We start from the raw sequence: 20000 nt of genomic DNA on the forward strand, positions 1-20000 counted from the left end.
GTTATCATGACGAATATACCAAAAATATCTGAATCAGAGTGGGAAGTAATGAAAGTCATATGGGACAAAAATCCATGTTCAGCAAATGAAATAGTAAAGAAGTTGGAAGATAGTACAAGTTGGAAACCTAAGACAGTTAAATCACTTATAAGCAGACTCTTAAAGAAAAATGTGATTGGATTTAATGAAGAAGGTAGAACTTATTATTATTATCCTCTATTTGATGAAAAAGAATGTGCAAGGCAGGAAAGTAGTTCTTTTATTAAAAGAGTATACAATGGTGCTGCTAAAAATATGTTATTGAATTTTATAGAAGACAATAAATTGACAGAAGAGGATTTAGACGATTTAAAAAAAATATTAAATGATAGGGATTAGGAGCTTATGTTTAAATTTATTATTTTATATAAATGGGTGTTATATTTATCACTTCTAGCTAGTTTTTTAATAATATTTTTTCTAGCTGCTAAAAAAGTTTTAAAACAGAGATTGAGAATAGAAGTTCAATATATTATTGGAATTCTGATTTTGGTAAGACTTATTGTGCCGGCTTTACCTAAGAGTTCACTTAGCATATTCAACATAATTCCGTTTTACTTTAATAGACCGCCTGTTACATCGGCAATAGATAAATTTGATTATGATCAGTATCTTACTGAGAGTGTAAGTGAGGAAAGTGTAGGTAGTGCTAAAGGTGATACTGATTATGCTTACTTAAATCCAAGTATTATTAGGGATACATTTAACATACCCGAATCATATATGCAAGTCACATTTGAAATATGGTATGCAGGTTTTATTTTAGGCATGATTTATATACTTATATCATATGTGACATGTTTGAGAAAAGTAAGTAAATATGAATCAATAAGGGATAAAAGAATTATTGATATTTTGCAAAAGTGCAAAAACAATATGAATATAAAGAAGAATATAAATGTTGTACAAGGCATAGATATAAAAAGTCCAGCAATTTTTGGCATAATCGCACCTAAGATATTGATGCCTTTAACTGTGATTAAAGATATGAATGACAATGATATTAAAAATATATTTTTACATGAACTTTCGCACTATAAGAAAAAAGATATTTTAGTAAATTATGTTATCAGAATAACTAGAGTAATTTATTGGTTTAATCCCATTATATGGTATTTCGCAAATGAAATGAAAAAGGATATGGAATTATCCTGTGATTCTATAGCTCTTAATTATATAGAATCTGAGAAGACCAAGGAATATGGATATACTATGATAGACCTCATAAAATACTCAAAGTTTGTTAAAAAATCTAGAGTAAGTATGGCAGTTGGCATATCTGTAGATGCTAAATATATGGCCAAAAGAATTAGCATGATAAAGAAGTTTGAAAGAATTTCACCTAAGGCTATTATAAGCTCTATAATTGTATTCTGCTTTTGTATATTAATTATGCTTACTGAAGCAAAAATAAACAATGTATTTTCACAAGATGCGTTAAATAGACAGATAACGTCCAAATATGTAGTAGATGAACTTGGAATAAATAGAATAGAGGATAACACAAGTTATCCTTATGAATGTGATCCTGAGGCTTTGGGAAACTGGAAATCTGTAGATATTGTTGATAATATATCTGATTTCAAAAAAGATAAGAGACAGTGGAAGGATAACATGTATATAAAAGAAATTAAATTTTTTAATGGAGGTACTACAGATAAAAGCTGGTTAACGTGGACAAAAGGAATTGCAATCAATAAAAGTGATAAACTTTCTAGTGAATATGTAATAAAAAATATAGATGGAGAAAGTTATATGTTTTTTAGGTGGAAAAATGGCGACTATGCTTTTGGCTGTAGAAAACCAGTTTACTACGTTTTGAAAAAGGTTTAAATGCATTATAGTTTCTAAGCAAAGAATAAATTTATACTCCGGATATTTTTACAACCTTCAGCTCGGTTAAATATTTTGATAAGCCTAAGTAAAAAATTCTAAAAAAGCTAAGAACTTTTGAAAACTCGTACCTCAAACAATTCAAAAGTTCTAAGTTTTTACGAATTTTTTACTAAGACTTATATGCAAAATATCTAAATGAGCTTCATTATTGTAAAAATATGCCTGCATATAAATTTATTCTTAAGTTAGAAAGTCTATAAAGTTTAATAGGTCAGTAAATTGCATAATTGAGAATCCAAGAATATCATCACAACATATTGTACTTAAATAGTGTTAACTATACAATATGCGGATGAAAATTGATTAAAAAATGAATTATGCAATTATCTCAAGTAATAGTTAAGAAAAATTTGTTAAAGTGAAATAAAAATTAATTATAGATAGAAGGAGAATGAAAAATGAAGAAAAAAATTTTAATCATTACGATTACAATCGTAATTTTGATTGCAATTGGAGGGGGCATTTTTGTAAAAAATGTTATGGAAGAAGGTGACCCTAAAAATTGGGGAATAAATCCTTCAAAAATTTCAGACATAGTAACAGACAGGGTTTTGCAAAAATGCAACTCAGATCTTGAGAGAATATATGGATTTCAAGATAAAGATATGTCTAAAAAGGATTTGTCACAGGTCTCTTTAGATGCTATTTCAAATATAAGCTTTGATAAGTCTACAAAGTGGCCCGAAAAAAACAAACTTCCAGGTGGATATGATCCTAATAAGTGGTTCGATACTGGTAAAGATCCAGGACTCAATTTAAGTAAAATTCATGAAAAGGGAATTACAGGTAAAGGAATTAGTGTAGCAGTTATAGATAAGCCAATAAGGTCAACTCACGATGAATTTAAGGGCAAGATGAATTATTATAAAGTTGGTGATCATCAAACAAGTCCTCATTTTCATGGACTAGCTTGTGCCTCTATTTTAGCAGGTAAAACTTGTGGAGTAGCAAGTGGATCAAAATTATATTACTTTGCAACTCCAGATTCAAAAGATAGACAGGAATATTATATGGAGGCTATAGATAAAATTATTGATGTCAATAAATCACTTTCCAAAAATGAAAAAATACGAATTGTATCCATATCAGATGGTGTAAGTAAACGGGCCAAATACTATGATAAATGGCAGCAAACTATAAAAAGAGCAAATTCTAGTGGCCTTACGGTAGTATATTCTAACTTACTTTATGATAGAAAATTTACATGGGGAGGATGTAATCCTTCAAAGGATAGAAATAATCCCCTAAATTATGAACTTAGTAAATACTTAAATGAAAGAAAAGTAAGTAAGTCCAATATAATTGTCCCAGGAGATTTTAGAACTACTGCTGGTAATAGTTCTGATAATACTTATGTTTACTGGGGCGAAGGAGGATTTAGCTGGGCCATTCCTTATGTTACAGGACTTGCAGCTTTAGCATGGCAGGTGAATCCAAATTTAACGTTTGATCAAATATTAGATAAGCTTATAGAAACAAAGACTACTACATCAGAAGGTAGATATATAATTAATCCAGAAAAATTTATAAATTCTATAGCTAAATAAATTGTATTAAAAGATGATTTCTATATTTATAGAAATCATTTTTTTAAGTTATAATAGTTCTTAAATTCAGCATAAATTTAAGAAAAATTGATGTCAGAAAATATATTGTATCTTCGTATTAATATGTGAGAAGCTTCTTAAGGAGGAAAAATGTGAAGATAGATGAAAATAATTTTATAGAACACATAAAAAAGAAAAATCCAAAAGCTATTGAATTTGTAGTGGATAAATATAGTAATTTGGTATTTAAAGTAGTGCGCACAGTGTTGAATTCTAAGTTTGAAGCACAGCATTCGGAAGAATGTGTAAATGATGTGTTTTGGGCTGTGTGGAACAATATTGAAAGCTTTGACAGCGAAAAGGGAAACTTTAAATATTGGATTACTGCTATAGCAAAGTATAAATCCATAGATTGTAAAAGAAAACTTTTTAGCAAAGGTACAGATAAAAGTATAGATGATTACAGACTTGAGGATGAACTTAATGTAGAAAATGAATTGATATCAAGGGAAAATAAGGAGGAACTTTTAAAGGCTTTAGATATTATGAAACCTCAGGACAAGGAGATATTTGTGAGAAGGTATTTTCTATATGAAGGAATAGAAAACATAGCAAAGAGCTTTGGAGTTGATAGGAGCTTAATTGACAAGAGACTTTCAAGGGGACGTAAATTTTTGAAAGAAAAACTTATAGTCTTGAAGGGAGAAATATTATGAATATGAATGATTTTAATATGGAAGAAAAAGATATATATAAATTGTTTAACGATGTAAAGATTGAAGAAAGCGAGTTTGATCCTATGGATGAAGAAGTTACTGATATAGAAAAGCAGAAGATAAACAAAAATTTAAAGAAAAGAATAAAAGGTCAGAGAAAATTTAAAGCATTAAAATATTCTTCTATAGCAGCAGCATTAGGTTTGATATGTACTATAGGTATAGGTACTATTTCTCCAGCCTTTGCAGAAAATATTCCAATTTTAAATTCTATAACACAAAAACTAAATGATGAATTTGGTTCTCATGGATCTTATGCTGAGTATTCTCAAATTGTAAATAAACCTGTTACGAGCAATGGGATAACTCTTACTATAAATGAAGTAATAGCAGATGATTCAAAGCTTGTGATAGGCTATACGATAAAAAGTAATAAAAAGATTGAAAATTTAGAAACATTTAGTTTGAGTATGTTTTTGAAAGTTGATGGAAAAACATCTGGTTCTACTGGAAGTTCTGCAGGAAATTATATTGATGATTGCACCTATGTTAAAAGTGAAGAAATTCATACTGACTTATTAAAGAAGGCTTCAAATAAGATCAATATAACTTTAAATGTAGATGAAATATCAAATATAAAAGGAAAGTGGAATTTTGCCTTTAGTGCATCCAAGGACCAGTTAGTTAAAAATAGTGTTGTATTTAAACCGAACATTAAGCTGGATTTTCCAAATAGCATTGCAAAGGTAGATAAGATTGTTTTTTCTCCTATAGATACTTCTATCTTTGTAAGTGGAAATTATAAAGATAAGGAAAAGGTTAAAAAGAATATGGAGGTAAATCATGATGATAGCTTAATGGATTATGATTATTGGGCTGCTTATGATGACAAGGGAGTTGAACTTATACCTAAAGGAATAGGTGGTGGAAGCGGTGATTCTAATACAGGAATATTCAATATTGAAATGCAGTATAACAAACTTAGTAAGATCCCAAAATATTTAACTATTGTTCCATGTAAAATTACTCCTTCAGGTGGGGGTGGTGTGAGTATGGATAAGAATGGCAAAGAAGTACATTACACTGTTAAAGCTAAAAAGCCGGTAGAAATAAGTAAGACAATTGATGGAGTGTATCCTATAGAACTTTCTCAAGGTAAAATGGGAAAGATTACAATAGAAAGTATAGAAACGGATAAGGATGGTACTACAGTTAAATACAGAGTAGATGGTAAAGCACCATACTTTCAGGCACAAGATCTTTGGATAAAAGATTCTAGTGGAAAAGAAGTTGATTACAAAAGCTATGATATAAGAAAAGACGACAGCAAGCCAAATGAATTTGTAAGGCAATTTAAGAAACTCGGCCCAAACAAGAAATATACTATATTTACTAATGATTTTAGCAACGTGGAGTTCAGAGAGGACTTGAAATTTACAATTAATTTAAGTAAATAATATAAAAATTCCAGGTGATTTAATTAAATTATCTGGAATTTTTATATTTATAAGTCATAAAGTTTTTCTTTAACCAAGTAGTTTATCCAAAGGCTATTGTTTGTTGGGTCAGTTAAGTTAAACCTACAATTTATAAAAAAATATGACTATTTTTAAAAAAAAGAGACTTTGAAAAAGATATTGACAAGTCATGAAAAAGTGTTTATAGTACAATTGTAGTGTTTGTGAACGCGGTTCACACATGCGAACAATAATTAACTAAGGTGATAGTATGTCTAATTATAAAGAAAATAAATCAGCAGCACGAGTAGTAGATATATTGGTACTATTGGCTCATAGTGGGAAGGCTTTAACATTAAATGAAATTTGTAGTAGTAAGGATTGGCCTAAAAGCAGTACCTTTGAATTGGTTCAAACTCTAGTAGGTAAAGGTATTCTTGAAATGGATGACAAGAGACTTAAAACCTATAGATTAAGTTTACTAGCATTTGAAATAGGAAGTGCATATCTTTCAAATTTAGGTGTTACTGATGTAGCAAGAGCATATATCCAAGAACTTAATAAAAAGACAGGTAGTACAGTATTTCTAGGAATAGAAGATAATGGAGATATTGTATATCTTGATAAAGCTGAGAATCACTCTATTATGAAACCTACAGCAAAATTGGGATCAAGGCGCCTTATATATACAACAGGGGTTGGTAAAGCATTACTTGCTGCATATACTGATGATAAAATTGTAGAAATACTTCAGAAGAAACCTTTGTTAGGCAAAACTAAATTTTCACATACGTCAGTAGATGAGATACTAAGAGATATGCATGAAATAAAAAAACGTGGATATTCAATAGATGACCGTGAAGACAACATAGAGATGTATTGTATGGGTGCTGCAATTTATGATCAGTTTGGCAAAGCAGTTGCTTCTATAAGTGTTGCAAGCTTATACAATTCAATGAATGATGAAAAAAAGCTATTTGTTTCTAATGCAGTAACAGATACTGCTATGCAGATTTCTAAAAGGCTTGGTTATATGGGCAATAAATTATACATGGACAAATAAGATTATGCCATGTGTATAAATTTATTTTAATAAACAGAGTTCTTGGTTTCAGGTGGAGTTTTTTTTCTCCATCTGAAACTTAGAAATCGTTATCTAGGGGCATAGCAGCCGTTATGCACAGCATAAGAACTCTAAATCGCTGAAGCTCAAGAGTTCTAATATTCCCCACTTTATGAGAAAAGCAGATATCCCAAATCTTTGATTTGGAGATAGTCGCTTTCGCTGTGTGCGAGGGGGTATTACGGCTGGTAGCCATCGGATAAAATGTTATGGAGTACTTAATTTATTAAAAAGGAGGAGTTTTTAGATGTGGGAAAAACTAGAAAGCTTAAAAAAGATTGAAGAAACTGGAATTCTTTTGATGATTCGTTTAGATAGTGAAGATGAAGCTATGAATGTAGCTGAAGCAGCTATAAAGGGTGGAATTTTGGCACTAGAAATTACTATGAGTGTACCGAATGCACTTGGAATTGTTAAAAAACTATCTGAAAAATATAAAGAAGAGGGACTTGTTATTGGAGTAGGAACTGTTCTTGATGCAGAAACCGCACGGGCAGCTATTCTTGCAGGTGCAAATATGCTTGTAAGTCCTAATTTAAATCCTGAAATGATTAAGATGGGAAAACGCTATCAAACAGTTATTATTAGTGGTGCATTTACACCAACGGAAATTGTGAATACCATAGAAGCAGGTGCAGATATTGTAAAATTATTTCCAACTGACTTCATTGGCCCAGCTTATGTTAAAACAGTTAAAGGTCCATTGGTTCAAGCAGCTATTATGCCAAGCGGCGGAGTAACCCTAGAAAATGCCGGAGAATGGCTTCAAGCAGGGGCAACATGCCTTGGAGTTGGCAGTGGTATAACTAAAGCAGCTCAAAAAGATGGCGATTACACAAAAGTAACTAAAGCAGCTGAACTATTTTTAAAAGTAGTTAAAGAAAGCCGCTAAAGTAATTAAAAATTCAATTTGTCTCGTATTGCATGGACACCTTTGCAAAGGCATTTGACGGTGTAACTTTGCAAAAGTAAGTGCAGTACCTGAAATCACACATAAAGAACGATTGCAAATTATGAAAACGGTTAATTAAGTATGATTGGAGGATTAATAATGAAACAAGAAGAAAACATGTCTAATACACAATCTATGGATAATTCTAAAAGTAAATTAAACATTCGCTGGGCTTTTGTCATTTTACTACTAATTGGGGCAATTGTCAATTATTTAGATAGGGCAAATCTTAGTGTTGCCAATACAACTATTGCAAGGGAATTTCATTTATCATCAACTCAAATGGGGCTTTTGTTATCTGCATTTTTATGGCCCTATGCTATTGCAAATTTGCCATCTGGATGGTTAGTAGATAAATTTGGACCTAAGAAGATGTTTTCATTTGCATCAGGATTTTGGTCTACAGCAACTATTATATGTTCTTTTATAAGTTCATATCCACTATTTTATTTAATGCGTATGATTTTGGGAGTAGCTGAGTCACCATTTTTTACAGCTGGACTTAAAGTAAATCAGAGGTGGTTTTCAGATGAAGAAAGGGGATTGCCGGTTGCAATTATAAATACAGGCTCACAAATTTCTAATGCAATTGCTCCACCAATTTTAACACTTTTGCTAGTTGCTTTTGGATGGAGAAGTATGTTTGTTATAATAGGTGTACTTGGTATTTTGGTTCTGTTAGTATGGCAAAAACTATATAGAGATCCTACATCTGAAGAAACAATTGCAATAAAAGGTTCTCTAGAAGCTGCTCAAGAGGTTAGAAAATCAGGGAAACAAGCTTCATGGGGAGAATTATTTAAACATAGAAACACATGGTTTATGATAATAGGAAATTTCGGAATAATGTTTACTATATGGGTATACCTAACATGGCTTCCATCTTATTTACAAAAGGAGCGAGGTTTTAGTTTAACTCAAAGTGGTTTTATAGCTTCCCTTCCATATATATGTGGTATTATAGGGGTACTTTTAGGTGGAACTATATCAGATTATTTAATTAAAAAAGGTGTTCAGGCTATAACTTCACGTAAATTTCCTATAGTTGGAGGAGCACTTATTGCAGCAATATCTACAGCTCCACTTCCATTTATAAAGAGTACTAGTGTAATTATTGTACTTCTTTGTGTTGGATACTTTGCATCACAATTGCCTTCAGGAGTTATATGGACTCTTGCAGCTGATGTTGCACCAAGTAATCAAGTTGCATCGCTAGGAGCAATCCAAAATTTTGGTGGATTTTTAGGAGCGGCGATAGCACCAATAGCAACAGGAATTATACTTGACAAAACAGGAACTATAGGCGGCGTATTCTTAATAGGGGCAGGACTCCTTATCCTTGGAGCTATTTCATATGGAATATTCTTAAAGCCAGTAAATAGGGGAGGCGCAAATTAATGACTCCGAGAGTTGTATTTTTAGTTGGACCTGCTGGTTCCGGAAAATCAACAGTTGGAAAACTTATTGCATCACATTTTCAATTTGCATATTTAGATAAAGATGTAGTGTGTAATAAATTTACGGGTAAATTGCTAGAAACTCAAGGAATTTCTCCTGATGCTCGTGATGGTTGTGAATTTTATCAAAAGCGGATTATGCCGATAGAATACGAGACTTTGCTTCAAATAGCGGCAGACAATATAAAAAGTGGTATATCAGTAGTATTGGATGCTCCATTTGTAGGATATTTTACAGATGAAAACTATATAAATAAGTTAAAAGAAAAATATAGCCTTGAAAACTATGTTCCCTTGGTTTTAAGAGTAGCAGTATCAGCTGAAGTATTACTTAAGAGAATTAGAGAGCGTAATTTTAAAAGGGATGAGTGGAAACTTAAAAACTGGGATATTTTTATAGATAGTTTAAAATCCAAACAGTGTCTATGGAAAAACGTTAAGATAAAGGAATTTGATAATAGTAACGAAGAGATTGACACAAATAATTTATTTAAAATAATAGAAGAAAATTGTTAATAGTGTTTTATTAACAAAGTTAGAAATGGGTATAGAATTTTTTGAAAAACAAATCTATACCCATTATTTTATTATCTAGTTATCCTAAAATGTATCAAGTTTAAAATTCTTACGGTATGTGTAAAAATTTACCTTATTTAATTATAGATGGTGAAGTATTGTTTATTGACAAAAAAAATTGCATAATATATAGTGAAAAAATATTTTGTGACGGAGGTTTTTGAAATGGCATTAAGAAATATACGTACTTTAGGTGATGAAATATTGAGGAAGAAGTGCCGGGCTGTAGAAAAAGTTGACGATAGAATTTTAACTTTACTTAAGGATATGGTAGATACGCTGCATAACACAGAAAATGGCGCAGCAATAGCAGCACCACAAGTTGGTGTCCTAAGAAGGGCAGTTGTTATAGATATGGGTGAAGGTATAATATGCCTAGTAAATCCAGAAATAATTGAAGAAGAAGGAAGCCAGGAAGTTATAGAAGGATGTTTAAGTATTCCTAATAAGTGGGGAAAGTTAATTAGACCTGCAAAGGTAAAAGTAAAAGCATTAAATGAAAAAGGTGAGGAATTTACAATAACAGGAGAAGGAGATTTAGCTAAGTGTTTATGTCATGAAATAGAACATTTAGATGGAATACTCTTTATAGATAAAGTAACAGAATTTATAGAATAAGGATAATATTTATTTATGTGAGTCTGCTGTAAGGCAGACTTATTTTTTTACCTGTAAAACCTAAGCCATATATGTACAAAAAATCACAGTAATTGATTGCAATTATGCATCTTATAAATTTGAAAAGACATGAAAGTGGCTTCTCCAACTTTATTTGGAGAAACCACTTTTGTTATTTTTAAGTGTACAAGTTAATATCTGCTGTGGGTGTCTTTTCCACAAACTTGGTAACCTTTTTCACTGCTGTAAATCTTCCACTGTGTTTTTGCACCAAAGTCATTGTTATTTATATTTATAGGCTCTTCATCATTTTTTGATTTTTCTACCTTTTTATTATCAATTTTATCTTCTAGTTTTTTTGTCATAGAAAACACCTCCTTTTATAGTTTTACTCCAAGATGTTTTTTTATGATATGTATCTTAAGGTTCTATTTCCATAAGATTATATTATAATGTATAGAATTTCTAAACGAAAAATGAAATTATACTTCGGATATTTTTTACAACCTTCAGCTCGTTAAATATTTTGATAAGGCTAAGAAAAAAATTTAAAAAAATACTGAGAACTTTTGAAAACTCGTGCCTCAAACAATTGAAAAGTTCTAGATTTTTTAAAAATTTTTTTCTAAGTCTTATATACAAAATATTTAAAAGAGCTTCATTGTTGTAAAAATATGCCTGCAAATAAGTTCATTTTTAAGTTAAAAAATCCACATACTGTAAATTGATTACAAATAATTAAAAGAAGATGTTATAATTAACTAAATAGTAAAGATAATCTAAAATAAAGAGATCTGCTAGATTATATTTTAGATAAAAATAGCAGATAATAAACGTAAAATATTAAATTATTAAAGTAAGGTGATATTATGGGAAAAATATATGGATTTTATACAATGCCGCATCCGCCCATTGCAGTTCCTGAAATAGGACGCGGTCAGGAGGCAAAAATAAAAAGTACATTAGATGCCTGTTATAAAGTTGGGGAAGATATAGCATCTATAAAACCAGATACAATAATAATAATTACTCCCCACGGCCCAATGTTTAGTGATGCAATTGCAGTGTCTTATGAGAATAATATACATGGTGATTTAGGAAAATTTGGGGTTCCTGAGGTAAGTCAGAGTTCAAATATAAATCTGCCTTTAACAGAAAAGATAATAGAATATTCAAAAGAACAAAATATTTTAATAGGAAAGATAACAACAAGGTCTGCCCAGGAATATAGGATGGAATATGAATTAGATCATGGTGCCTTAGTGCCATTGTACTTTGTAAATAAAAAGTATCCAAATTACAAGCTAGTTCATATAACTTATGGAATGCTTTCTAAAATGGAACTCTATAAATTTGGAATGTGTATTAAAAAAGCTGTAAATGAGGTCAATACCAAAGCAGTATTCATTGCAAGTGGAGATTTATCTCATAGGCTTATAAAAGATGGACCTTATGAATACAGCCCTTATGGGGAAAAGTTTGATAGGGAAATAACGTCATTACTTGAAAAAGGCGATGTTTTCAAAATATTTAACATGGATAAAGAAATTGTAAGTGAAGCAGGAGAATGCGGACTTAGATCTTACTATATAATGTTAGGAGCTATGGATGGATGTGACATCAAAGGTAAAATTCTCTCTTATGAAGGACCCTTTGGTGTTGGATATGGTGTAATGAGTTTTTCACTTAAAGATGATGGTAGGGACACTTATAGTAAATTAATAGAAGAGAGACAGAAAATAATTGCAGTAAAAAGAAAAACTGAAGATCCTTATGTAAGGCTTGCTCGTGAAAGTTTAACTTCTTATTTGGTTTATCATAAATATTTAGAAAATCCTGATTATATAACTGACGAAATGAAAAATAGTAAAAGGGGAGTTTTTGTATCAATGAAGAAGGAAGGCCAACTGAGGGGATGTATTGGAACTATTTTTCCAACAACAAAGAATACAGCTGAAGAAATTATCAAAAATGCCGTTTCATCAGGAATAAATGATCCTAGGTTTATGCCAGTTAGAAAAGATGAACTTGAAGATATAGATTTTTCCGTAGATGTGCTTACAAAGCCAGAAGAAGCTTCAAAAGGGGAACTTGACCCTGAAAAATATGGTGTAATAGTTCAAAAAGGTTCTAGATGTGGTCTCTTACTTCCAGATTTGGAAGGAGTTGATACTGTAGATAAGCAGCTTCAAATTGCACTTGAAAAGGGAAACATATCTCCTAATGAAGACTATACTATTGAAAAGTTTGAGGTTATAAGGCATAAGTAAAGTTTTTGAGTATTGGAGGAAGATAACTTTTGTTACACGAAGGACTGTTTTATCAAAAACAGAATGATAGGGTAAAATGTATGTTATGTCCCCATAACTGCATTATAGGTGATAAAAAGCAGGGAAGATGTTCTGTTAGAATTAATGAAAATGGTGTACTTCAATCTACAAATTATGGTGAAATAACATCTATGGCAGTTGATCCAGTAGAAAAAAAACCTCTTTATCATTTTAAACCTGGCAGAAACATTCTGTCCGTAGGAAGTTTTGGATGCAATTTTTCCTGCAGTTTTTGTCAAAATTATGCCATAGCCCAGTATAGACCTAAAAGTGAGTATGTATCTCCTGAAAAATTAATAGAAGCATGCTTGGATATAAAAGATAATATTGGTATAGCTTTTACTTATAATGAGCCCAGCATATGGTATGAATATGTATATGAAACCTCGAAAAAGCTGAAAGAAAGTTATCCGGAATTTAGTGTAGTACTTGTTACAAATGGATATATTGAAGTGGAGCCACTTCAAAAACTTTTACCCTATGTAGATGCCATGAATATAGACTTAAAGGCATTTAATCCAAAATACTATGAAAAAGTATGTGGAGGAGATGTTGAATCCGTACTTAAAATTATAAGTGAATCAGCCAAGAAGACTCATGTAGAGGTAACCACGCTGCTTGTAAATGATCTAAATGATTCTGCTTCGGAGGTGGAAAGTATTGCTTCCTATCTTGGAAATTTAGATAGAGACATTCCACTTCATCTGTCAAGATATTTTCCAACTTATAAGATGGATAGACCAGCTACAGATATAGATGTAATGGTAGAATCAAAAAAAATTGCAAAAAAATATTTAAATTACGTCTACCTTGGAAATGTTCAAGGTGTTGACAGTTATACATATTGTCCTAAGTGCGGAGAGCTTTTAGTAGAGAGAGCGGGATATTTCACTGAGGTTCGTATGGATAGCAATAAATGCCCTAAGTGTGGATACCCTATAAATATAGTATTTTAAAATTTAAAGCAGGTGACTTTGTTAAGGTTACCTGCTTTAAATTATGGCAAATAGTATTTAAGATTCATTGGATAATAATTTAAAATGGTCATTCTAATCATTTCATTTGAATTATTTATATATGTATGGGTTTTAGAGGCATCAAATGAAATCGAATCTCCTGGACTTAAAACATATGTTTTATTGTCTGTTTCAAGAGTAAGCTCTCCATCAAAAACCAGAATGTACTCATACTCATCCTCACCGTGAGAATTTGAAGTATATGAACTTGCTGTATCTAATTCAACCCTAAACAATTCAAAATTTCTCTCGTTTTGAGTAGAAAAGTGGCAATAAACTCTGTACTTTCCATCTTCACTGCATTGATTTATAGTATCTTCTTTTTTTACTAAAGTAGTTTTACTTTTAGGTTCATCTATAAGTGCTGTATAGGGAACTTTGAGCCCATTTGCCAGTTTCCATATTGTATTTATAGTTGGGTTTGATTGACCTCTTTCTATTTGACCTATCATAACCTTGCTAACACCTGAGAGTTCAGAAAGATTGCTTAAGCTTAGCTTTTTATCACTTCTAAGTTTCTTGAGATTTGAAGCAATTATATTATTTAAATTCATTTTATTTCACCTCTTGACAAATATAACGTACGGTTGTATAAATATAGTATACCAAATTAAACTATAACGTACAATATTTATATTATAACATACGAAATGAAACTATTAAATATTAGGGGGCAAAAATGGCTGAACAAGATACAACTTACTCAAACAAGAATTCTTTTATAAGTGGGGCAATAGATTGCATTCCAACTTTGTTTGGATATTTAAGCATAGGATTTGCCTGTGGGGTAGTGAGTAAATCCTGTGGTATGACTATCTTAGAAACAGTGGCTATGAGTACTTTCATATATGCAGGTTCATCTCAATTTGCTGCTGCAGGAATGATACTGTCATCAGTATCAGTTCCAGGTGTAGTCTTGACTGTATTTTTAGTGAATTTAAGACATCTTTTGATGAGTGCATCTATAGCACCTTATTTTAGTAAAAATTCACTTTTAAAAAATTTTACAGTAGGGGCACTTTTAACGGATGAAACTTTTGCACTTGCTTCATCAAAGGCAAATAGTGAAGACAAAATAGACTACAAATGGATGATGGGAATAAATCTGACAGCCTATATAAATTGGATATTTGCAACTTTTATCGGGGCATGTTTTAGCAGCTTGATATATGACTATAAAAAGTTTGGACTTGATTTTGCACTTCCAGCTATGTTTATAGGTTTATTGATTTCAAGTGTGAAGGAAAATTCTAATTTAAGAAAATCCTGTGTAATTATAATTTGCTCTGCTGTAATATTGCTTATTTCTATTAAATTTTTATCTGCAAATACGGGAATTATGATCGCAGCCATACTTGGAGTAATTATAGGGGGGGTAATAAGAAAATGAATATGTATATCTGGTACATAATTATAGGCGGCTGTATAGTAACAATACTTCCTAGGACACTTCCTGTAATGTTGATTTCGAGAATTAATATAAATGATAGAACAGCGGAATTTTTAAAATATATTCCCATTTCTATTTTGACAGCCCTTGTAGTGTCATCACTGTTTATTTTAAATAATAAATTTTCTATAGATATAGCTACTGTACTTGCATCAATTATAACTGTAGCAGTAGCTGTTAAAAAGAATAATCTGCTTTTAACTGTAATAGTAGGAGTAATATCTATAGCAGTGTTAAGGATGATATTTTAATTCAAAAATTAATAAATATTTATGAGGAGGATTTAAAAATGACTGAATTGTTGTTTCAAAAAGATAGTTATTTAAAGGAATTTAAATGTAACATTGTTAGTGTAGATGAGGAGCAAAATGCTGTAATTTTGGATAAAACGGCTTTTTACATAGGAGGAGGTGGCCAACCTTGTGATACTGGAATACTTGAGAATGGCCAAAGCTTTTATACTGTGAAGAAAGTTAAAAAGATAGGCAATAATATATATCATTATATTGATGGAAAGCTTCCTGAAGTTAATGAAGGTTGTATTGGGAAAATAGATTGGGAGCATAGGTATAAATTAATGAGAACTCATACTGCAATGCATATTTTGTGCGGTGTGGTGTGGAGAGATTATAAAGCACAGGTTACTGGTGGAGATATGGATTGCCTCAGTGCAAGAATGGACTTTGAATTTGAAAACTTTGATAAGGAGTTAATAGATGAAATTCAAGAGAAAATCAATAAGGAAGTAGAAGCTAAGAGAAACATTAAGGTAAATATTCTTAAAAGAGAAGAAGCATTTAAAATACCAGATTTGATAAGAACAAAAATAAATCTTCTTCCAGAAGGAATTAATGAAATAAGAACAGTTGAAATTGAAGGACTTGATCTTCAAGCAGATGGAGGAACACATGTAAGAAATACTTCAGAAGTTGGAAAGATTAAGATAGTAAAGTTTAAGAGCAAGGGAAAAATCAATAAAAGAATATATGTTGAAATAGAAGAATAGTAACGTAGTAATAAGTAGATTTATTATAATAAATCTACTTATTACTAACTACATTTTTAAGAAGTAAATCCACGTCTTTCTTTATTTTTTTTAATGTTTCTATATCTGTATTTGTAGATTTTAAAATGCACTCGGGAATAGTTAATGCTTGATTTTTTAAATTTTGTCCTTTTTTAGAAATAGTAATAAAAAGAAATCTCTCATCTTTGGAAGATCTTTGCCTATGGATTAAATTTATATTTTCCATTCTCTTTAGCAAGGGAGTAAGTGTTCCTGAATCAAGGTGTAATTTAGATTCAAGATCTTTTAGCGTTATAGAATTTTCTTCCCAAAGTACGAGCATTACTAAGTACTGAGGATATGTTATACCAAGTTTATTTAAAAAAGGCTTATATATTTTAGTAATAGCTCTTGAACATGCGTATATAGAAAAACACAATTGATTTTTAAGTTTAAGTTGATCGTTATTTTGCATTAAAATGAACTCCTTTTTCAAATCTATTTTAAATATATATTATAAATGAAAATAAGTTTTTTGTTAACAGCAATTAAATTAATTGTGCAAAATTTAATTGCATAAAATTAAATTGGTGATATAATTTAAACATAAAAAGAATATGATTGGAGGAAAAATTTTATGTTAATATATGATTTTAAAGTTAAAACTATAGATGATAATGAAATATGCCTGCAAAAATATAAAGGGAAAGTGCTCCTTATTGTAAATACTGCAAGTAAATGTGGATTTACACCGCAATATGAAGAACTTGAATCTCTTTACAAGAAGATTGAAAATGAAAAGTTTGAAATCCTAGGCTTTCCATGTAACCAGTTTGCAAATCAAGAACCAGGAACAAATAAGGATATAAAACAGTTTTGTAAAATAAATTATGGAGTTACATTTCCTGTATTCGCTAAAATAAATGTTAATGGATGTGATGAACATCCCCTCTATAAATATCTAAAAGAAAAAGCTCCTTTTAAAGGATTTGATGAAAGTAGTTCAAGTGGCAAACTTTTAAGTACATTTTTAAATGAAAAATTTCCTGATATGCTTATTGGAAACTCAATAAAGTGGAATTTTACAAAGTTTTTAATAGACAAAAATGGAAACGTAGTTAAAAGATTTGAATCACCAGTTGAACCTATGCAAATAGAAAATGAAATTTTACAGCTTATTTCCAAATAAGCATTATTAGTGATATTTTGATTTTTTAACTAGCGGTTAAGTTTTTTATATAAATTCAACTATACATCCATTGGTATAAGAGCTCTAATAAGGTATACTAAGTGTTGTAAGGCCTTATAATCAAATTATGGAGTGAATATGATATGGATAAATTGCAGATAGGTGAAGTAATATTTAAACTTAGAAAAGAAAGGGGAATTACACAGGATCAATTAGGAGGATTTATTGGAGTATCCACAGCAGCAGTGTCAAAGTGGGAAAGTGGTAATTCCTATCCAGATATAACTCTTCTTCCTGTACTTGCATTATATTTTAATGTTTCTATAGATAAACTTTTGAATTATAAAATTGAACTCTCTGAAAAAGAAGTTATGGAGATATTTAAGAAATGTGAAGTATTGTTTAGTAGTGATAAAGTTGATGAAGGAATTAATAAATCCATGGAATATATATCAAAATATAAATCAAGTTATTATTTGAAATATATGATAGGATGCCTGTTTAACATGTATTCGTGGAAAAAGGGAGAAGAAAAAATAGAAAATATAATGCTTAAAAATTCTGTTGAATTGCTTGAAAATGTAGTGGAAAATTGTAATGATATAAAATTAGTTGAGCAATCACTATTTCAGCTTGGTGGTATTTATTCTTCCATTGGAGAAAATGATAAGGGAATAGAAGCATTAAATAAAATTCATAAAAATCAATTTAATGTTGATTTTATGCTTGCAAATATATACCTAAGTAAAAATAAGATTAAAGAAGCGAGAAAAATACTTCAAAGTCAGTTGTGGAAAAATATATTTGGAATTAGTTTTACCTGTTTAGCATTGGCTAAATCTTATATTAAAGATAAAAACTCAGATGTTATAGATAAATATTGCAATTTGGCTGTAAGTGTTAAAAAGTTATTTTCTCCAGAATGTGATAAAGTTATTGGTATGCATGTAGAATATATGAATTTTGCACAAATTTATCTTAGGCTTGACGAAAATAAAAAGGCAATAGAAATGTTGTATAAGTGGATACAATGCATTAAAAATAATGATATAAATGCACCTAAGGATTTTTCATCTACCTGGTGTTTCAATGAACTTTCAGAAGGAGAACGTGCCTTTACTTTGGATTTGTATGAAAACATGATGAAGGTGTTAGAAGATCCAGTATTTGATCCTATTAGGAAAAGTAATAATTTTGAGGCTATTTTAAAAGATTTGAAGGAAATTAGAAAACTTAGATAGATTACGCTTGATTCCATAATTGTAAATATTGCTTTTTAAAACTGTACAAAAAAATACTCCATATGGAGTATATTAAAAAATTTTTTTCTCTATACAATTGTAGTTGTATGGAGAAATTTTTTTATCTTCAATTATATTACATTTAATTACACTTGACAATATTTTGCTTATGCTGAGAGACTAATAAAGGTGAGTCTTGAGAAAAGCAAATATGTGATTACAAGTTAGCACCATTAACACTTACTATAGGTTTTGATGGTGCTGAAGTAATACAATAAAGTATTATGAAAAAATGAAAAGTTACTGTATAATAATATTGATCCATTGTAAACAAAAGAAGGGAAGAATGTTTATGCCATATATAAATTCAAGATTAACAGTAAAGCTTTCATATGAGCAAAAAAAACGTATAAAAAGTGAAATGGGAAAAATAATTTCAGAGATTCCTGGAAAATCCGAAGAGTGGCTTATGGTAAGTTTTGATGATGATAAAACAATTTATTTTAGAGGAAATAAAATGGAAAAGGCTGCCCTTGTTGAAGTAAAAATATGTGGAACGGCTGAAAGGGCTTATAAAAATAAGGTTACTGATTTAATATGTTCTTTTTATGAATCAGAGTTTAATATACCAAAGGATAGTATATATGTAATCTTTAGTGAAGTTAGCGATTGGGGATTTAATGGAAATTTATTCTAGATATTTAATTATAGGCTTGCGCCAGGCAGGTCTATTTTTTATCAATGAATCTTACTTAGTGGGAAAAGCAGATATCCCAAATCTTTGATTTGGTGATAGTCGCTTTCTCTTTAGAGTTTTGTTTCTCCCACTAAGTTTAGATGAATTATCTAGGGGCGTAGCTACTGTTATCTCCCACTTTGATAGAAGTGGGAGTGTTACAGTAGGTAGCCATCAGACAAATAGTATATATTCGGAATTATTTATGTTGAGCAATAATTTTAAGGGGAGTTGGAAATGAATATTCAAATATTTGGAGTGAAAAAGTGTTTTGATACAAAGAAAGCTGAACGTTACTTTAAGGAAAGAAGAATTAAATATCAGTTTATAGATTTAAATATTAAGGAAATAAGTAAAAGGGAATTACAGAGCTTGAAGGCAGCAGTAGGTATTGATAATTTGATAAATAGTAAGGTAAAAGAATATGATAAATTAAATATTGGACTAATAAGGAGCAGTGATATAAAAGAAGAGATACTTTTAAAGAATCCAAAGCTTTATAAAACTCCAATTGTTAGAAATGGGAAACAGGCTACAGTGGGATATGAGCCTTCAATTTGGAGTAAATGGGAGTGATCGGATAAAAATGTTAAGTAAAATAAATATATTAGCTAAAAATGCAGAAATATGATAAAGTAAATGGTGAGATAA

General features: G+C 30.4%; 22 protein-coding genes. 19 read left to right on the forward strand and 3 right to left on the reverse strand.

Annotated elements, in window-relative coordinates; genetic code table 11:
- Positions 1–6 precede the first annotated feature (6 nt).
- The 10 genes from B5S50_RS18200 to def all read left to right on the forward strand — a co-directional run bounded on the left by B5S50_RS18200 (position 7) and on the right by def (position 10381).
- The gene (locus tag B5S50_RS18200) at positions 7–378 is read left to right on the forward strand and encodes a BlaI/MecI/CopY family transcriptional regulator (RefSeq protein WP_065077404.1); all 372 of its coding nucleotides are present in this window, start codon (positions 7–9) and stop codon (positions 376–378) included.
- Between the two features lie 6 nt (positions 379–384).
- A complete protein-coding gene (locus B5S50_RS18205; protein WP_065077403.1) occupies positions 385–1872 on the forward strand; it encodes a M56 family metallopeptidase in 1488 nt (495 codons plus the stop codon).
- A gap of 461 nt (positions 1873–2333) precedes the next feature.
- The gene (locus B5S50_RS18210) at positions 2334–3482 is read left to right on the forward strand and encodes a S8 family serine peptidase (RefSeq protein WP_217302476.1); all 1149 of its coding nucleotides are present in this window, start codon (positions 2334–2336) and stop codon (positions 3480–3482) included.
- A 152-nt stretch (positions 3483–3634) separates the two neighbouring features.
- Entirely contained in the window at positions 3635–4198 is a 564-nt protein-coding gene (locus B5S50_RS18215) for a sigma-70 family RNA polymerase sigma factor (RefSeq protein ID WP_065077401.1), read from the forward strand.
- The gene (locus tag B5S50_RS18220; RefSeq protein WP_065077400.1) at positions 4195–5655 is read left to right on the forward strand and encodes a DUF4179 domain-containing protein; all 1461 of its coding nucleotides are present in this window, start codon (positions 4195–4197) and stop codon (positions 5653–5655) included. The genes B5S50_RS18215 and B5S50_RS18220 overlap by 4 nt, the downstream gene beginning before the upstream one ends.
- Before the next feature lie 271 nt (positions 5656–5926).
- The gene (locus B5S50_RS18225; RefSeq protein WP_217302477.1) at positions 5927–6718 is read left to right on the forward strand and encodes an IclR family transcriptional regulator; all 792 of its coding nucleotides are present in this window, start codon (positions 5927–5929) and stop codon (positions 6716–6718) included.
- Between the two features lie 307 nt (positions 6719–7025).
- Positions 7026–7670: a bifunctional 2-keto-4-hydroxyglutarate aldolase/2-keto-3-deoxy-6-phosphogluconate aldolase gene (locus B5S50_RS18230; protein ID WP_065077398.1), complete on the forward strand. Its 645-nt coding sequence runs from the start codon at positions 7026–7028 to the stop codon at positions 7668–7670.
- 159 nt (positions 7671–7829) lie between these two features.
- Positions 7830–9128 carry an MFS transporter gene (locus B5S50_RS18235; protein WP_065077397.1) on the forward strand — a complete coding sequence of 433 codons (1299 nt, stop codon included), beginning with the start codon at positions 7830–7832 and terminating at the stop codon, positions 9126–9128.
- Positions 9128–9703 (forward strand): AAA family ATPase, encoded by a 576-nt coding sequence (locus B5S50_RS18240; RefSeq protein WP_217302478.1) that lies wholly within the window; start codon positions 9128–9130, stop codon positions 9701–9703. The genes B5S50_RS18235 and B5S50_RS18240 overlap by 1 nt, the downstream gene beginning before the upstream one ends.
- A gap of 225 nt (positions 9704–9928) precedes the next feature.
- Positions 9929–10381 carry a peptide deformylase gene (def, locus tag B5S50_RS18245; protein WP_065077395.1) on the forward strand — a complete coding sequence of 151 codons (453 nt, stop codon included), beginning with the start codon at positions 9929–9931 and terminating at the stop codon, positions 10379–10381.
- Positions 10382–10572: 191 nt separating this feature from the next.
- Here def and B5S50_RS18250 read toward each other — a convergent pair whose 3' ends face one another.
- A complete protein-coding gene (locus tag B5S50_RS18250) occupies positions 10573–10746 on the reverse strand; it encodes a hypothetical protein (RefSeq protein ID WP_154104940.1) in 174 nt (57 codons plus the stop codon).
- Positions 10747–11250: 504 nt separating this feature from the next.
- Between B5S50_RS18250 and amrA the strand changes: the two genes are divergently transcribed.
- The gene (gene amrA, locus B5S50_RS18255; RefSeq protein WP_217302479.1) at positions 11251–12651 is read left to right on the forward strand and encodes an AmmeMemoRadiSam system protein A; all 1401 of its coding nucleotides are present in this window, start codon (positions 11251–11253) and stop codon (positions 12649–12651) included.
- Positions 12652–12680: 29 nt separating this feature from the next.
- Positions 12681–13667, forward strand: a complete 987-nt coding sequence (gene amrS / locus B5S50_RS18260) for an AmmeMemoRadiSam system radical SAM enzyme (RefSeq protein WP_217302480.1) — start codon at positions 12681–12683, stop codon at positions 13665–13667.
- A 41-nt stretch (positions 13668–13708) separates the two neighbouring features.
- Here the strand turns inward: amrS and B5S50_RS18265 are convergent, their stop codons facing one another.
- Positions 13709–14281 carry a helix-turn-helix domain-containing protein gene (locus tag B5S50_RS18265; protein ID WP_065077392.1) on the reverse strand — a complete coding sequence of 191 codons (573 nt, stop codon included), beginning with the start codon at positions 14279–14281 and terminating at the stop codon, positions 13709–13711.
- Between the two features lie 125 nt (positions 14282–14406).
- Here B5S50_RS18265 and B5S50_RS18270 point away from each other — a divergent pair, with 125 nt between their 5' ends.
- From B5S50_RS18270 to B5S50_RS18280, 3 genes are read left to right on the forward strand one after another with little or no spacing between them, the layout of a single operon-like run.
- Positions 14407–15117, forward strand: a complete 711-nt coding sequence (locus B5S50_RS18270) for an AzlC family ABC transporter permease (protein ID WP_217302481.1) — start codon at positions 14407–14409, stop codon at positions 15115–15117.
- The gene (locus B5S50_RS18275) at positions 15114–15428 is read left to right on the forward strand and encodes an AzlD domain-containing protein (RefSeq protein WP_065077390.1); all 315 of its coding nucleotides are present in this window, start codon (positions 15114–15116) and stop codon (positions 15426–15428) included. Before B5S50_RS18270 ends, B5S50_RS18275 begins: the two co-directional genes overlap by 4 nt.
- A gap of 38 nt (positions 15429–15466) precedes the next feature.
- On the forward strand, positions 15467–16183 hold the full coding sequence (locus tag B5S50_RS18280; RefSeq protein ID WP_217302482.1) for an alanyl-tRNA editing protein: 717 nt from the start codon (positions 15467–15469) through the stop codon (positions 16181–16183).
- A gap of 34 nt (positions 16184–16217) precedes the next feature.
- On the opposite strand, the gene B5S50_RS18285 is transcribed toward B5S50_RS18280, so the two are convergent.
- Positions 16218–16658: a MarR family winged helix-turn-helix transcriptional regulator gene (locus B5S50_RS18285; RefSeq protein WP_065077388.1), complete on the reverse strand. Its 441-nt coding sequence runs from the start codon at positions 16656–16658 to the stop codon at positions 16218–16220.
- Between the two features lie 162 nt (positions 16659–16820).
- Here B5S50_RS18285 and B5S50_RS18290 point away from each other — a divergent pair, with 162 nt between their 5' ends.
- The 4 genes from B5S50_RS18290 (at position 16821) to B5S50_RS18305 (ending at position 19925) form a co-directional block, all read left to right on the forward strand.
- On the forward strand, positions 16821–17372 hold the full coding sequence (locus tag B5S50_RS18290) for a glutathione peroxidase (protein ID WP_065077387.1): 552 nt from the start codon (positions 16821–16823) through the stop codon (positions 17370–17372).
- A 143-nt stretch (positions 17373–17515) separates the two neighbouring features.
- Positions 17516–18613, forward strand: coding sequence for a helix-turn-helix domain-containing protein (locus B5S50_RS18295; protein WP_065077386.1), 1098 nt, complete (start codon positions 17516–17518; stop codon positions 18611–18613).
- 352 nt (positions 18614–18965) lie between these two features.
- Positions 18966–19310 carry a phenylpyruvate tautomerase MIF-related protein gene (locus B5S50_RS18300; protein ID WP_065077714.1) on the forward strand — a complete coding sequence of 115 codons (345 nt, stop codon included), beginning with the start codon at positions 18966–18968 and terminating at the stop codon, positions 19308–19310.
- A 276-nt stretch (positions 19311–19586) separates the two neighbouring features.
- Positions 19587–19925: an arsenate reductase family protein gene (locus B5S50_RS18305; RefSeq protein ID WP_065077385.1), complete on the forward strand. Its 339-nt coding sequence runs from the start codon at positions 19587–19589 to the stop codon at positions 19923–19925.
- The last annotated feature ends 75 nt before the right edge of the window (positions 19926–20000 follow it).

Source organism: Clostridium sp. 001 (genome assembly GCF_019056555.1).
GTDB classification, from domain to species: Bacteria; Bacillota; Clostridia; order Clostridiales; family Clostridiaceae; genus Clostridium_B; species Clostridium_B ragsdalei.